Source organism: Lysobacter panacisoli, assembly GCF_009765165.1.
In the GTDB taxonomy this organism is placed as follows: domain Bacteria; phylum Pseudomonadota; class Gammaproteobacteria; order Xanthomonadales; family Xanthomonadaceae; genus Lysobacter_J; species Lysobacter_J panacisoli.
Genome location: NZ_VLNU01000001.1, coordinates 242,628 through 256,715 on the forward strand (window position 1 = coordinate 242,628; position 14,088 = coordinate 256,715).

The 14,088-nt window shown below is 67.8% G+C and carries 14 protein-coding genes; 9 read left to right on the plus strand and 5 right to left on the minus strand.

All coding sequences use genetic code 11. The annotated features are described in order from the left end of the window. Positions 1–900 (minus strand): DUF2785 domain-containing protein, encoded by a 900-nt coding sequence (locus tag FOF45_RS01205; protein WP_158982213.1) that lies wholly within the window; start codon positions 898–900, stop codon positions 1–3. Positions 901–1,067: 167 nt separating this feature from the next. Between FOF45_RS01205 and FOF45_RS01210 the strand changes: the two genes are divergently transcribed. From FOF45_RS01210 to FOF45_RS01225, 4 genes are all read left to right on the plus strand, one after another. Beyond that, positions 1,068–3,308, plus strand: coding sequence for an FdhF/YdeP family oxidoreductase (locus FOF45_RS01210; RefSeq protein WP_158982214.1), 2,241 nt, complete (start codon positions 1,068–1,070; stop codon positions 3,306–3,308). After that, entirely contained in the window at positions 3,305–3,541 is a 237-nt protein-coding gene (locus FOF45_RS01215) for a helix-turn-helix domain-containing protein (protein ID WP_158982215.1), read from the plus strand. The genes FOF45_RS01210 and FOF45_RS01215 overlap by 4 nt, the downstream gene beginning before the upstream one ends. Continuing rightward, positions 3,538–4,335, plus strand: a complete 798-nt coding sequence (gene fdhD, locus FOF45_RS01220; protein WP_158982216.1) for a formate dehydrogenase accessory sulfurtransferase FdhD — start codon at positions 3,538–3,540, stop codon at positions 4,333–4,335. The genes FOF45_RS01215 and fdhD overlap by 4 nt, the downstream gene beginning before the upstream one ends. Before the next feature lie 119 nt (positions 4,336–4,454). Continuing rightward, complete coding sequence (locus FOF45_RS01225) at positions 4,455–6,278, plus strand: DUF885 domain-containing protein (RefSeq protein WP_158982217.1); 1,824 nt, start codon at positions 4,455–4,457, stop codon at positions 6,276–6,278. Positions 6,279–6,498: 220 nt separating this feature from the next. Here the strand turns inward: FOF45_RS01225 and FOF45_RS01230 are convergent, their stop codons facing one another. After that, a complete protein-coding gene (locus FOF45_RS01230) occupies positions 6,499–6,849 on the minus strand; it encodes a GFA family protein (RefSeq protein ID WP_158982218.1) in 351 nt (116 codons plus the stop codon). A gap of 124 nt (positions 6,850–6,973) precedes the next feature. On the opposite strand from FOF45_RS01230, the gene FOF45_RS01235 reads away from it, so the two are divergent. From FOF45_RS01235 to FOF45_RS01250, 4 genes are all read left to right on the plus strand, one after another. Further along, positions 6,974–7,408: a VOC family protein gene (locus tag FOF45_RS01235; RefSeq protein WP_158982219.1), complete on the plus strand. Its 435-nt coding sequence runs from the start codon at positions 6,974–6,976 to the stop codon at positions 7,406–7,408. 4 nt (positions 7,409–7,412) lie between these two features. Next, positions 7,413–8,237 carry a DUF72 domain-containing protein gene (locus FOF45_RS01240; protein ID WP_158982220.1) on the plus strand — a complete coding sequence of 275 codons (825 nt, stop codon included), beginning with the start codon at positions 7,413–7,415 and terminating at the stop codon, positions 8,235–8,237. A gap of 115 nt (positions 8,238–8,352) precedes the next feature. After that, entirely contained in the window at positions 8,353–9,324 is a 972-nt protein-coding gene (locus tag FOF45_RS01245; protein WP_158982221.1) for an aldo/keto reductase, read from the plus strand. A 13-nt stretch (positions 9,325–9,337) separates the two neighbouring features. Further along, the gene (locus FOF45_RS01250) at positions 9,338–10,660 is read left to right on the plus strand and encodes an NTP/NDP exchange transporter (RefSeq protein WP_158982222.1); all 1,323 of its coding nucleotides are present in this window, start codon (positions 9,338–9,340) and stop codon (positions 10,658–10,660) included. Here the strand turns inward: FOF45_RS01250 and FOF45_RS01255 are convergent. The 3 genes from FOF45_RS01255 to FOF45_RS01265 form a co-directional block, all read right to left on the minus strand. Next, on the minus strand, positions 10,657–11,559 hold the full coding sequence (locus FOF45_RS01255) for a cyclase family protein (protein WP_158982223.1): 903 nt from the start codon (positions 11,557–11,559) through the stop codon (positions 10,657–10,659). The two genes, FOF45_RS01250 and FOF45_RS01255, sit on opposite strands and share 4 nt — an antisense overlap. Before the next feature lie 151 nt (positions 11,560–11,710). Then, on the minus strand, positions 11,711–12,607 hold the full coding sequence (locus FOF45_RS01260; protein WP_158982224.1) for a DMT family transporter: 897 nt from the start codon (positions 12,605–12,607) through the stop codon (positions 11,711–11,713). A gap of 40 nt (positions 12,608–12,647) precedes the next feature. After that, positions 12,648–13,046 (minus strand): cupin domain-containing protein, encoded by a 399-nt coding sequence (locus tag FOF45_RS01265; RefSeq protein WP_158982225.1) that lies wholly within the window; start codon positions 13,044–13,046, stop codon positions 12,648–12,650. A 118-nt stretch (positions 13,047–13,164) separates the two neighbouring features. On the opposite strand from FOF45_RS01265, the gene FOF45_RS01270 reads away from it, so the two are divergent. Further along, complete coding sequence (locus FOF45_RS01270) at positions 13,165–14,049, plus strand: LysR substrate-binding domain-containing protein (RefSeq protein ID WP_158982226.1); 885 nt, start codon at positions 13,165–13,167, stop codon at positions 14,047–14,049. Positions 14,050–14,088 lie beyond the last annotated feature (39 nt).

Below are 14,088 nucleotides of genomic sequence, written 5' to 3' on the forward strand. Positions count from 1 at the left end.
TCAGGGCAACGCCTTCAACGCCGCGACGACGCCCGGCAAGACCGCGCGCACGCGCTTGTCGTCTGACTGGTCGGCTTCGACGTACACCGCCTGCAGGAACGCGACCAGATCGTGCCGGCGTGCGAGCCAGCGGGCATCGCGCCAGGCCAGCGCCGGATCGCCCAGGCGCGGCGACAGCGCGGCGAACCACGCGGTCCACGCGGCTTCATCGCGGATGCCACGGCGCGCGGCGTTGACGAGCGGCGCCGCAAGCCGCTGCGGCTCGCCGAAGATGTACGCCACGCCCGCATCCGGCACCGCCTGCTGCGCGATCGCATCGGCCAGTCGATGCAGTTGCGGGCCATCCAGCGCGGGATTCAGGCTCAGCTGCAGCAGCCAGTCGGCGCCGTGCGCGACGCCGTGTCGCCAACCGACGTCGGCGTCGAAGCCCCGGTAATCGCGCACCGAATCCAGATACGTGGTGGCGCGCAGCACCATCGTCGCGCGCTCGGCCGGTGTCATCCACGGCGCGACGCGATCCGTGCGCGCCACCTCCGACAGCACCAGCGCCGCGAACGGCCACGCGAATCCGTCCGGATCCGGCTGCGCCAGTCGCGTGTACAGGCGATCGCGCAGCGTGCGCAGGATTTCCGGCGCGAGTTCGCCGCGACGCATCCATGCCGCGAGGCCTTCGTAGACGACACCGTCGCGCAGGCGCGGATCGGGATCGCCCACACAGCCGGCAAACTCCAGCGCCAGCGTGTCGCGCTGGCCCGCATCGGTGAGGACGAAATCGGACTGCTTCAACGCATCGAGCTGTTCCTGCGTCCAGCCCGCGGGCGGGCACGGACCAGCGAACGCCGGCGCGGCGAACGCCAGCAGCAACAGCAGCGCCGCCAGCGGCTTCGCTGCGGGGCGCATGCGCCAGTTCGTCGTCGTTCGATCCATTCCGCTCATCGGCCACTCCGCGTTTCGACCGCGCGACTATGCCACTCGCCGACGCGCCTTTCACCCGCCGTCATCGCCGGCCGCGCGATGGAGGCCTATGATTCGCGCTGTCGACCATGCCGGCCGCGCGGCCACCCCTGATGTCCGAGAAGAAACCCATAGAAGCCTACGAAAAGCCCGCCGGCGGCTGGGATGCGCTGAAGAGTTCCTGGCACGCGTTGCGCGAGCAGGACGTGGTGATGAAGGGTGCCGGCACGCTGCTGCGCGCCAACCAGCCGCGCGGTTTCGACTGCCCCGGCTGCGCGTGGCCGGACCGCAATCCGCATTCGACCTTCGAGTTCTGCGAGAACGGCGTCAAGGCCGTCGCCAACGAAGCAACCTCCAAGCGCGTGACCCGCGCTTTCTTCGAAGAGCACAGCGTCGCCGCGCTGTCCACGCAGGACGACCATTTCCTCGAAGCGCAGGGCCGTCTCACCGAACCGATGGCCTACGACGCGACCAGCGACCGCTACCGGCCGATCGGATGGGACGAAGCGTTCTCGGCGATCGCCGATGCGCTCAACGGCCTCGCCTCACCCGACGAGGCGATCTTCTATACCTCGGGCCGCACCTCGAACGAGGCCGCGTTCCTGTACCAGCTGTTCGTGCGCGAGTACGGCACCAACAACCTGCCCGACTGCTCGAACATGTGCCACGAAGCCTCGGGCGTGGCGCTGACCGAGCAGCTCGGCAGCGGCAAGGGTTCGGTCACGCTGGAGGATTTCGAACAGGCGCAGGCGATCTTCATCTTCGGCCAGAACCCCGGCACCAACCATCCGCGCATGCTCGGCGAACTGCGCAACGCGGCGCGACGCGGCTGTCGCATCGTCGCGTTCAATCCGCTGCGCGAACGCGGCCTGGAACGCTTCGCCGACCCGCAGTCGCCGGCCGAGATGCTCGGCGGCGGCAGCACGCGCATCGCGTCGGAGTACTACCAGCCGCGCATCGGCGGCGACCTCGCGGTGGCAACGGCGATGTGCAAGGCGGTGGTCGAATCCGGCACGGTCGACCACGCATTCATCGCGCGCTACACGCACGGCTTCGAGGCATTCGAGCACACCCTTCGCGCAACGCCGTGGGAGGCGCTGGAACGCGATTCGGGCCTGGATCGCGCGCAGCTCGAACAGGCCTCGCGCACCTACATCGCCAGCGACGCGACCATCGTGTGCTGGGGCATGGGCATCACCCAGCATGCTCGCAGCGTGGCGACCATCCAGATGCTCGCCAACCTGCTGCTCCTGCGCGGGAACATCGGCAAACCAGGCGCGGGGCCGTGCCCGGTGCGTGGTCATTCCAACGTGCAGGGCGACCGCACGATGGGCATCTACGAACAACCCTCGCCGGCGTTCCTCGACCGCCTCAGCGCAGCGTTCGATTTCGCACCGCCACGCGAGCACGGTTACGACACCATCGGCGCGATCGAAGCGATGCACGACGGGCGCGGCAAGGTGTTCTTCGCGATGGGCGGCAACTTCGCCGCGGCGACGCCCGACACCGCGCGCGTGCACGAAGCGCTGCGCCGTTGCGAACTCACCGTGCACGTGAGCACCAAGCTCAACCGATCGCACCTCGTGCATGGAAAGCGCGCGCTGATCCTGCCCTGCCTCGGCCGCACCGAGATCGACCTGCAGGCCGGCGGTCCGCAGGCGGTGACGGTGGAGGACTCGATGAGCATGGTGCACCTGTCCAGCGGCATGAACCCGCCGGCATCGGAACATCTGCTGTCGGAACCGGCGATCGTCGCGCGTCTCGCCGCCGCGACGCTGACGCGCAGCCACACGCCCTGGCTATGGCTGGTGGAGGATTACGACCGCATCCGCGAACGCATCGCGCAGGTGATCGACGGTTTCGCCGACTTCAACACGCGCGTGCGCGTGCCGGGCGGCTTCCACCTGCGACATCCGGGCCGCGAACGCGAGTTCCCGACTGCGAGCGGCAAGGCCGGGTTCTTCGTCCACGCACTCGACGGACATCGCGCCGACGGCGACGTGCTGCGCCTGATGACGATGCGTTCGCACGATCAGTACAACACGACGGTGTACGGACTCGACGACCGTTACCGCGGCGTGCACGGCCTGCGCCGGGTGTGTTTCATCTCGCCCCACGATCTGCAACGGCTCGGATTCCACGACGGCGATATCGTCGACATCAGCTCGGTGTGGAGCGACGGCGAGCGCACGGTCGAGGGCTTCCGCCTTGTCGAGTACGACATTCCGCCGGGCTGCCTTGCCAGCTATTTCCCCGAGACCAATCCGCTGGTGCCACTGGACCACCACGCCGAACGCGCACGCACGCCGGCGTCGAAGTCGATCCCCGTGCGCCTGCGTCGGAGCGCGTCGTGAGCGACGACGACGCATTCGCATTGCTGCGGCTACTGCACGAGGAAGACGGCCAGTCGATCCACCGCGTCGCCAAGCGCATGCACCTGGGGCTGAGCGAACTGCAGCGCCTGCTCGCCGCGCTCGGCGACGATCCGCGCTTCGATGGGCTCGATCTGGTCGAACGGCGCGAGGATGGCGAACGCGTGCTGCTGTGGCTGACCCCGAAGGGACGCGCACTGGGCGGTGGCGCATGAACGAGCCGCTGCATTCCGTGAATGCACTGCGTCTCGATGCCGGCGGACGACGCCCGCACGACGACCGCGTGATCGTCGAAGCGCCGATCGCCCTGCTCTACAACGGCGATTCCTTCGCCGTGATGATGGCAACACCCGATTCGCTGGAGGACTTCGCGCTCGGTTTCGCACTGAGCGAAGGCGTGGTGGCCTCACGCGAAGAGTTCCGTCTGGTCGATGTCGTCCGCCATGACGAAGGCATCGCACTGCACGCGGCGATCCCGCAGGCGCGGTTCGACGCGCTCGCCGAACGTCGGCGCGGACTCGAAGGCCGCAGCGGCTGTGGCCTGTGCGGCGTCGAATCGTTGCAGGCCGCGCTGCGCCCGGTGCCTCGGATCGAGACGACAGACAGTGTGCGCGTGGATGCGATCCGCGCGGTACTGGCCGACCTCGCACATCGGCAGCCACTCAATGCGCTCAGCGGCGGCGTGCATGCGGCCGGCTTCGCGCATGCGGGTGGATTGCTGGTGCGGGAAGACGTCGGCCGCCACAACGCGCTGGACAAGGTGCTCGGCGCGATCGCACGCGACGGCATCGATCCTGCGCGCGGCTTCGTCGTGGTCACCTCGCGCGCGTCGTACGAGATCGTGCACAAGGCGGCGACGTGCGGCGTGGGCGTGGTGGTGGCGATTTCCGCACCGACCGACTTGGCGATCCGCACAGCCGACGCGGCCGGGCTCACCCTGGCGGCATTCGCCCGTGGCGAGTCGCTGAACGTCTATACGCACCCGCATCGGATCGTCCCCGCAACCTGAAGCCGCGATTGGCCACATGCGGCAAGCCGGTGGCGGCCGGGCACCCCCAACGGCCCATGCCGCCGCGCCGGTGCAGGCGATATCCTCGGCAGATCGTTTCCGTCCCGTGGATGCTGCCCATGCCGTCGTTCCGCCCCACCCTCCTCGCCGCCGCCGTGCTCAGCGCCGGACTCGCCGCCTGCCAGCCGCAGACCGCACCCGCGCCCGCCGACACCCAGGCCACCGCCGCCGCACCGGCGTCGGACGTGGCCATCGACAAGCGCTTCAGCGAAATCTCGCAGCAGTGGCTCGACGGCTGGCTGCGCCTGAACCCGGTGTCCGCCACGCAGATCGGCAAGCACGACTACGACGGCGAGATCGACGATCTCAGCGCGGCCGGTCGCCAGGCACAGGTGGACTTCAGCAAGAAGATCCTTGCCGAACTCGATGCCATCGATGCCGCCAAGCTCTCGCGCGAGAACCAGATCGACGCGGCGATCCTGCGCAACCAGGTGCGCGGCGACATCTGGAGCATCGAGACGCTGCAGAGCTGGGCCTGGGATCCGCAGGTCTACAACAGCCTCGCCGGCGGCTCGATCTACAACCTGATGGCGCGCGAGTTCGCGCCGATGCCGCAGCGCCTGAAATCGGCGACCGCGCGCATGCAGAAGATCCCCGGCATCTATGCGCAGATGCGCGAGAACCTGGATCCGGCGCGCGTGCCGAAGATCCACGCCGAGACCGTGGCCAAGCAGAACGCCGGCGTGCTCAGCCTGATCGACACCTTCATCGTGCCCAATGCGGGCCAGCTGCAGGGCGAGGATCGCAAGCAGCTCGACGCCGCCGTCGCCGACCTGCGCAAGGCCGTGGCCGAACAGCAGCAGTGGCTGGACAAGACGCTGGTGCCGAAAGCCAAGGGCGACTTCCGCATCGGCCAGACGCTGTACGACGAGAAGCTGCAGTTCTCGCTCAACTCCTCGCTGTCGCGCGCGGAGATCAAGCAGCGTGCCGAAGCCGAACTCAAGCGCGTGCGCGGCGAGATGTACGCCATCGCCCAGACCGTGCTGAAGGACAAGCCGAACGCGCCGAAGATGCCGATCGATCCGACGCCGGACCAGCAGCAGAAGGCGATCGAGGCCGCGCTCGAGCTGGCCTACGCCGACAAGCCGGCGCGCGACCAGGTGGTGGACTTCGCCAAGAAGACGCTGGCGGACGCGACCGATTTCACCCGCAAGCACGATCTGGTCACCGTGCCGGACGATCCGGTGAAGATCATCCTGATGCCGGAATTCCAGCGCGGCGTCGCGGTGGCGTACTGCGATTCGCCGGGTCCGCTCGACAAGGGACTGGACACCTACTACGCGATCTCGCCGATCCCGGACGACTGGAACGCCGAGCAGGTCGATTCGTTCCTGCGCGAGTACAACAGCCGCATGATCCACCTGCTGTCGATCCACGAAGCGATGCCGGGCCACTACCTGGAAGGCGCGCATTCGGTGAAGTCGCATTCGACGCTGCGTTCGGTGCTGCGCTCGGGCCTGTTCGCCGAGGGCTGGGCGGTCTACACCGAGGACATGATGGCCGACGCAGGCTACCTCGATAACGATCCGCTGTTCCGCCTGGTGCAGCTGAAGTTCTACCTGCGCACGATCGCCAACGCGATCCTCGACCAGGGCGTGCACGTGGACAACTGGACCCGCGAGCAGGCGATGGAGCTGATGACGAAGCAGGCGTTCCAGCAGGAGCGTGAAGCGGCCGGCAAGTGGGTGCGCGCGCAGCTCACCTCGGCGCAGCTGCCGACCTACTTCGTCGGCGCGCAGGAGCACTTCGACATGCGCAAGGCGGTAATGGCGAAGCTGGGCGACAAGTTCAACGCCAAGGCCTACCACGACCAGGTGTTGTCGTACGGCGCGCCGCCGGTGCGTTTCGTCCGCGAGATGATGCTGGACGAGCCGATCAAGTGACGATCCGGCGCGTGGCCGCATCGCGGCCACGCCTTTGCCGGATCGTCATCCCCGCGAAAGCGGGGATCCAACTGTCCGTTCCATCAGGCATTCCGCAAGCGTGATGTACGGAAACCTGGATTCCCGCCTTCGCGGGAATGACAGCGAAATGCCAAGCGAAGAAGAAACCTGACCGAGTGTCCGCCCCTCTCCCCTCGCGGGAGAGGGGTTCGGACTGCCCTCAGCGCGAACGCCCGTCGAACTGAACCACCTTCAGCGACGACGGCTCCACGCCCTCAAGGCAGCGCGCGTTGATCGCGACCATCGACGTCCCGTCGGGCTTCTGGCCTTCGGTAAATGGCGAGCTCCCGCAGGTCTGGCAGAAGTGGTGCTGCAGCCGGTGCGTGTTGAAGGTGTAGGTGCCGTAGTCGCCTTCCTTCGTCTTCAGCGTGAAAGCCTCGCGCGGCACGAACCACAGCAGGCCGCCGCGTCTGGAACACATCGAGCAGTTGCAGTCGATCACCTGGTCGATCTCGCCTTCGACGGTGTAGGCGATGCGGCCGCAATGGCAGCCGCCTTCGTAAGTGGCCATGCGCGATTCCTCGTCGGTGGAATGCCGGATTGTGCCCCAGGCGCCCGCAGCGCGGATGTGCACAAACCGACGTGGACTTAACCCCAGAGCCCTATCCTGCGCGCCTTCCACCCCGGAGACGGCCATGCCCACCCGCGAAGGCAGCCGCGTGATCCCCACCCTCAACTACCGCAATGCGCCGGCGGCCATCGAATGGCTGTGCCGCGCGTTCGGTTTCGAGAAGCAGGCGGTCTACATGGACGGCGACGTCGTGCTGCACGCACAACTGACGTTCGGCAGCGGCATGATCATGCTCGGTTCCTCCGGCAAGGACGGCGACTGGGCGAAGTACATGACGACCCCGGACGAAACCGGCGGACGCGCAACGCACGGCGTATGCGTGATCGTGGACGACGCCGACGCGCACTACGCACGTGCGACGTCCGCCGGTGCGAAGATCGAGATCGACATCGCCGACCAGCACTACGGCGGTCGCGGTTATGCCTGCCGCGACCTCGAAGGTTATGTATGGTGGTTCGGCAGCTACGACCCGTGGAAGGAAGCGCAGAAGGACGCCTGACCGCATGGAACTGTTCGATTCATCCCCGCGTCCCGTCGACGGAATCCGCGTCGGCATCGGCGGCTGGACCTTCGCGCCGTGGCGCGACAACTTCTATCCCAAGGGACTGGTGCAGCGGCGCGAGCTCGAATTCGCCAGCCGCAGGCTTACCGCGATCGAGGTCAACGGCACCTATTACGGCGCGCAGAAGCCGGCAACCTACGCCAAGTGGGCCTCGGAAACGCCGGAGGGCTTCGTGTTCTCTGCCAAGGCGCCGATGCGCATCATGCAGTCGCGCACGCTGGCGAAGACCGGCCCGCAGATCGACGATTTCCTCGGCGGCATCGCGTCGCTTGGCGACCGGCTCGGTCCGATCGTCTGGCAGTTCGACGCCAACCAGCGCCTGCAGCGCGACAGCTTCGCGGCGTTCCTGGAACTGCTGCCGAAGCAGGTCGACGGCCATGCGCTGCGGCACGTGCTCGACGTGCGCGACCCCGAGTTCGTGAACGCCGATTACCTGGCGATGGCGCGCGCGCACGGCATGGCGACGGTGTTCACCGATTCGTCCGACTATCCGTCCTTCGCCGACGTGACCGCGGATTTCGTCTACGCGCGACTGATGCGTTCGCGCAGCGGCGAAGCCACGGGCTATCCCGGCGCCGAACTCGACACCTGGACCGCGCGTGCGCGCGAGTGGGCGCAGGGCGGGCAACCGTCGGGGCTTCCCGTCCTCGATGCCGGCAACGTCGCGCCGAAGCAGAAGCGCGACGTATACGTGTTCTTCATCAGCGCGGCCAAGGAGCGCAATCCAGCCGCGGCGATGGCGATGATCGAACGGCTCGGCGCGTAGGACGCGCGTCCTGCCGCAGAGAAAGGCGCAAACCGTGCCCAACGGCACGGTGATGGCGCCCACGACACCGGATAGGCTGCAGAATCGGCTTCCCCTTGCCGGAAGAGAGAGCGCCATGACCAGTCGTCGCGAATTCATCTCCACCGCCACCCTGGCCGCCGCGGGCATCGCCCTGACGCCGCTGGCGGCCTGCAGCCAGGGCACGCCGCCGCAGGGCGCGTCGAAGCCCGCAGCGGCCGCGCGACCGGCGCCGTTCACCGGCAAGCTGATCACGCGGCCGATTCCGTCGACCGGCGAACAGATCCCGGTGATCGGCATGGGCACGTCCGGCAGTTTCGAGGTCGGCACCGGTGCCGACGAGCGCGCGCCGCTGCGCGAAGTGCTCGCGGCCTTCGTCGCCGCCGGCGGCACGCTGATCGACACCGCTCCAACCTACTCCACCGCCGAGGACGTGCTGGGCGACCTGATCGCCGACAGCGGCACGCGCGACAAGCTGTTCCTGGCGACCAAGCTGTCCGGCGTCAGCGGCAAGCAGGAAGGGTTGTCGCAGTTCAACGATTCGCTGCGCCGGTTGCGCACCGACAAAGTCGAGCTGCTGCAGGTCCACAACCTGCGCGACAGTGCGACGCAGATCGCGCTGGCGCGCGAGTTGAAGCAACAGGGCAAGACGCGCTATGTCGGCCTCACCCATTACCGCGAGGACGCGCAGGCGCAGCTCGCCGAGCAGATGCGCCAGTTCAAGCCCGATTTCATCCAGATCAACTACTCGCCGGTATCGCGCGGCATCGAGCAGACGGTTCTTCCGCTGGCACAGGAACTGGGATGCGCGGTGATGATCAACCGCGCGTTCGAGGATGGCCGACTGATCTCGCAGGTGCGCGACAAGCCGTTGCCGCCGTGGGCGAAGGACGTGGGCGCGGACTCGTGGGCGCAGTTGTTCCTGAAGTTCGTGCTGAGCCATCCCGCGGTAACGGTGGTGATCCCGGCGACGTCGAAGGTCAGGCACCAGGTCGACAACCTCAAGGCCGGCACCGGCGCGCTGCTCGATGCGACGCAACGCCAGGCGCTGATCGCGGCACTGGCCTGAGCGCGGATATCCGATGAACTGGCAAGCGCGCGTCGCACGCATCTTTGGAGTCGCCGAGGGCGAAGCCCGCCCGGTCCTGACCGGCGCCACATTGTTCTTCGTCATGTTCGCCGGCTACTTCATGCTGCGGCCGGTGCGCGAAACGATGGGCGTGGCCGGCGGCGTGGACAACCTGCAATGGCTGTTCACGGGGACTTTCCTCGCGACGCTGGCGGCGATGCCGCTGTTCGGCTGGATCGCCACCAAGGTGCCGCGACGTCGCATCCTGCCGTGGACGTTCGGTTTCTTCGCGGTGAACCTGGCGCTGTTCGCACTCAGCTTCCAGGCAGATCCGGAAAACCTGTGGGTCGCGCGCACGTTCTACATCTGGATCTCGGTGTTCAACCTGATCGCGATCTCGGTGATCTGGAGCGTGTGCGTGGACCTGTTCCCCAGCGCGCAGGCCAAGCGGTTGTTCGCGCTGATGGCGGCCGGTGCGAGCCTGGGCGGACTGGTCGGCCCGCTGCTGGGCATCGCGCTGGTCGGTCTCATCGGCCACGCCGGCCTGCTCTGGCTGGCGTCGGCGCTGCTGGTGCTGGGCATCGCGATCGCACGCCACCTGCAGCGCTGGCGCGACACGCAACCGGTGCACGACGAACTCACCGCGACGGCGCGCGCGCGTCCGCTCGGCGGCCATCCGTTCGCGGGCATCACCACGGTGCTGAAATCGCCGTACCTGCTCGGCATCTCGCTGTTCGTGCTGCTGCTAGCCAGCGTCAGCACGTTCCTGTACTTCGAACAGGCGCGGCTGGTGGAGTTGAAGTTCCCGAACCGCGAAGACCAGACGCGCGTGTTCGGCACCATCGACGTGATCGTGCAGAGCCTCACCATCCTCTCGCAGTTGTTCATCACCGGACGCCTCGTGCAGCGCCTTGGACTGGCGGCGCTGCTGGTCGCGGTGCCGGTGGTGACGATGCTCGGCTTCGTCTGGCTGGCGTTCGCGCCAACCTTCGCGGTGCTCGCGGTGGTGATGGTGGTGCGCCGCTTCGGCGAATACGCATTCGTGCGGCCGGGCCGCGAGATGCTCTTCACCGTCGTACCCACCGAGGCCAAGTACAAGGCCAAGAACTTCATCGATAGCGTGGTCTATCGCGGCGCGGATGCGGTCAGCGGCTGGGCCAAGACGCTGGTGGACATGCTGGCGCAGCATCCGGCCATCGCCGCGCTGATCGGTGCCTGCATCGCGCTGGTGTGGGCCGTGACGGGCGCGAGCCTGGCGCGCGCGCAGTCGCGCATCGCCGGGAAGGAATCGATGCCCGAAGGATTCGACATCGCGGGCGAGGGATTGAAGCGCTAGCGCAGCTTCGCCATCGCCCGCACCGGGAACGTGCCCGCTCCGCGCACCTTCGGCGGCATCGCACTGAACTCGAAGCCGTCGTCCGGCAGCGCGCCGAGGTTGGTCAGGTGCTCGACGATCAGGATGTCGGCGCCGAGCAGCGTCGAATGCACCGGGCGTTCCTTGCCGCGCGTGCCGTCACTGGACGTGTCGTCGATGTTCATCGAATCGATGCCGACCAGCTTCACGCCGCAGTCGCGCAGGTATTCGGCGGCGTCCTGCGTCAGGAACGGATGCTCCACCGCATACGACGCCTCGCGCCAGTAGGCGTCCCAGCCGGTGTGCACCAGCACCGCGCGGCCGCGGATCTCGCGGTCGAGGAACCACGAGGCATCGATCGCGCGCACCGTCGCGTGGTCGGCGCGCACGACGATCGCGTCGAGGTCGCAGAACGATTCGGGCCGGATCTGCGACAGATCGTCGCCGTGTTCGTAGCGGTGGGACGGGCAGTCGAGGTAGGTGCCGGTGTTGGCGACCATCTCGATCTTGGCGATCTGGAATTCCGTGCCCGGCGCGTACACCTCGCGCGAACGCTCGCGGCTGAGGTAGTCGCACACGCGCGCGGCCGGCAGGCCGGGATAGGTGACCAGCCCGTCTTCGATGACGTGGCTGAGTTCGACGTAGACGCGGCGCGATGACCCGTCATCGGCCTTGCGCTTGTGCGGCTCGATGATGATCTTCTTGTTGAGGATGCGCGCCGGACCGACCATCAGCAGGCGCAGGTCGCGCACGATGTAGTCGACCAGCGCGGCATCGTCGATGTCGTCGCCGTCGATGTCGAGGCGGAAATCCTGTCCCTGTATGCCGCCACCGTTGGTGAAGGCGATCTCGAAATCGAAGACGACGCGCTTGTCGGTCATGTGGCGAATCCCTGTGGTTTTCCCTCTCCCCTTGTGGGAGAGGGACAGGCCGCCGAAGGCGGCCAGGGAGAGGGGTTGAACGTTGACGCGCCTCGCCCCCTCTTCCGGCGCTTCGCGCCACCTTCTCCCGCGAGGGGAGAAGGGAACATCCTTACTTCGCCCGCTGGCTCAACGCCACGCTGCCGAGGATCAGCGCGCCGGCGATGCCCATCTTCACCGTCAGCGGCTCGTCCAGCAGCATCCAGGCCCAGGCGACGCCGAACACCGGGATCAGGTAGGTCACGGTCGACGCACGGCTCGCGCCGATGCGCGCGATCAGGCGGTAGTACATGACGAAGGCCAGGCCCGTGCACACGATGCCGAGCATCGAGGCGGAGAACCACGACGCGGCGGGGATCGCATGCGTCGGCCAGTTCGCGAGCGCGAACGGCAATGTCAGCAGCGCCGAGGTGCCAAGCGTCGCCGAAGCCACTGCCGCGGGCGGCAGGCCGGTCAGGTGGCGGCGCACCAGGTTGATGCCCACGCCGTAGAGGAACGACGCCAGCGCGCCTGCGGCCACGGCCCACGCGACGTTCTCGCCGCCGGCGGTCTTGTCGCCGGCCAGCACGACCACGCCGACGAATCCCGCGATCAGTGCGATCGCGCGGCGCGCGCCGATCTTCTCGCCGAAGAACAGGAAGCCCACCAGTGCGGTGAACAGCACCGTCATCGCGTTGGCGATCGCGCCGATGCCGGCCGGCGCACGCTGCGCCGACCAGGCGAACAGCATGAACGGCAGCGCGGAATTGATCGCGCCGATCAGCGCGATCTTCGGCCACAGGTTCAACGGAAACTTCGCACGCGAGCGCCACAGGAACGGCAGCAGCACCAGCGATCCCAGCGCCAGTCGCACCTCGACCAGCGGCATCGCACCGAAGTCCTTCGCGGACACGCGCATGAACAGGAACGATGCGCCCCAGATCGCACCGAGGATCGCCAGTTCGAGCGGGGTCATCCAGCCGCGTTCGCGTGTGCCGGACAAATCGGGAGCGGAAGCCACAGTGTTCATCGGGACCTCGTGGGGAGGGAAAGCATGACCGCGCCGGGACTCAACCCTGCGTGGGGTGGTAGCAGTGGACGATGGATTCGGGGCTGCCACCCGCGGCGAGGAACGCCGTATCGCCGAGGTTGAAGCCGATCAGCCGCACGCCGGTGCGCGTGTGCGGGCGATGCCGGCTGTCCGGCGCGAAATACACGTAGGTGCCCGCGCCGTGGCGCGCATCGCCTTCGATCACCTCGCCGCTGATCACATAGTACGACTCACCGGTTTCGTGGTGCTCCAGCGCCGGCCACTGCGCACCGGGCGCCATGTCGACCACCCACGCGCGCAGGCCGGGCCCGGCGGGAAGGTCGCGCCGCGTGCAGCCATCGCCGATGTCCAGCGCGGGCACCGCGTCGACGTCGAGCGCCCGCATCGCGATGTGGCCGGTGTTGTGCACGGGCTCCATGTCCTTTCAGCCTCTGACAGAAATCTGGCTCATGCCGGAACGCACATTGTGATTCCGCCTGAGAGCCTTACAAGCGCATACTTTCGAAGGCAGACTTGAATCTGGCTTGAGGCTCGACATGGCATTGCGCGCGGATTGGCTCCCGGCCCTGACAGCATTCGAATCGGCCGCCCGGCACCAGAACTTCGCCCACGCCGCGGAGGAACTGCACCTCACCGCGAGCGCGGTCAGCCACCACGTGCGCAAGCTCGAATCGCGCCTGGGCGTGGCCCTGTTCCAGCGCCATGCGCGCGGTGTCTCGCTGACCGCCGAGGGCCGCCAGCTGGCCGACGCCGCAGGCAGTGCGCTGGCCGACGTCGAAGGCGTGCTGCGCAGCCTGCGCGGCGCGCGCGAGGAACACGACCGCGTGCGCCTAACCACCCTGCACTCCCTCGCCTACACCTGGCTGATGCCGCGCCTGCCGGCGTTCACCCGGACGCATCCGCAGGTACGGCTGAGCGTGGACACCGAGATCGCCCTCACCCGTTTCGACGACGGCGGTCCGGACCTCGGCATCCGTCACGGCCCCGGCCACTGGCCCGGGCTGACCTCGCATTTCCTGATGGACGAGGCGCTGTTCCCGGTCGCCTCGCCGTCCTACCCGGCGCTGCCGGACATCCGCACGCCGGCCGACATCGCCCGCCAGCCGCTGATTTCCGACCACGCGCGCCAGGGCTGGCACGACTGGTTCCGCGGCGCGAACGTGCACGGCCCGCGGCTCGACGAGCGGTACAGCTTCAGCGATACCACCGACGCGATGAACGCCGCAGTGCACGGCCTGGGCGTTTCGCTGGCGCGTTCGCGGATCGCCGCGCCCTACTTCGAGCGCGGCGAACTCATCCGCCTGCCCGGCCCGGAACTGACCGCCCGCTGGGGTTACTTCATCGTCTATCCCGCGCATCGCCGCCTGCGTCCCGCCGCGCAGACGCTGGTGGACTGGCTGCTGGACACGGTCCGCAGCTGAGTCGCGAAAAATTTTCCGCCGGGCGTGTCGATTCCGCCC

Excerpts from the sequence above, each read along its gene's own strand:
- FOF45_RS01205 (WP_158982213.1), bottom strand. The coding sequence starts at position 900 with ATGCGCCCCGCAGCGAAGCCGCTGGCGGCGCTGCTGTTGCTGCTGGCG.
- FOF45_RS01210 (WP_158982214.1), top strand. The coding sequence starts at position 1,068 with ATGTCCGAGAAGAAACCCATAGAAGCCTACGAAAAGCCCGCCGGCGGC.
- fdhD (WP_158982216.1), top strand. The coding sequence starts at position 3,538 with ATGAACGAGCCGCTGCATTCCGTGAATGCACTGCGTCTCGATGCCGGC.
- FOF45_RS01225 (WP_158982217.1), top strand. The coding sequence starts at position 4,455 with ATGCCGTCGTTCCGCCCCACCCTCCTCGCCGCCGCCGTGCTCAGCGCC.
- FOF45_RS01230 (WP_158982218.1), bottom strand. The coding sequence starts at position 6,849 with ATGGCCACTTACGAAGGCGGCTGCCATTGCGGCCGCATCGCCTACACC.
- FOF45_RS01235 (WP_158982219.1), top strand. The coding sequence starts at position 6,974 with ATGCCCACCCGCGAAGGCAGCCGCGTGATCCCCACCCTCAACTACCGC.
- FOF45_RS01240 (WP_158982220.1), top strand. The coding sequence starts at position 7,413 with ATGGAACTGTTCGATTCATCCCCGCGTCCCGTCGACGGAATCCGCGTC.
- FOF45_RS01245 (WP_158982221.1), top strand. The coding sequence starts at position 8,353 with ATGACCAGTCGTCGCGAATTCATCTCCACCGCCACCCTGGCCGCCGCG.
- FOF45_RS01250 (WP_158982222.1), top strand. The coding sequence starts at position 9,338 with ATGAACTGGCAAGCGCGCGTCGCACGCATCTTTGGAGTCGCCGAGGGC.
- FOF45_RS01255 (WP_158982223.1), bottom strand. The coding sequence starts at position 11,559 with ATGACCGACAAGCGCGTCGTCTTCGATTTCGAGATCGCCTTCACCAAC.
- FOF45_RS01260 (WP_158982224.1), bottom strand. The coding sequence starts at position 12,607 with ATGAACACTGTGGCTTCCGCTCCCGATTTGTCCGGCACACGCGAACGC.
- FOF45_RS01265 (WP_158982225.1), bottom strand. The coding sequence starts at position 13,046 with ATGGAGCCCGTGCACAACACCGGCCACATCGCGATGCGGGCGCTCGAC.
- FOF45_RS01270 (WP_158982226.1), top strand. The coding sequence starts at position 13,165 with ATGGCATTGCGCGCGGATTGGCTCCCGGCCCTGACAGCATTCGAATCG.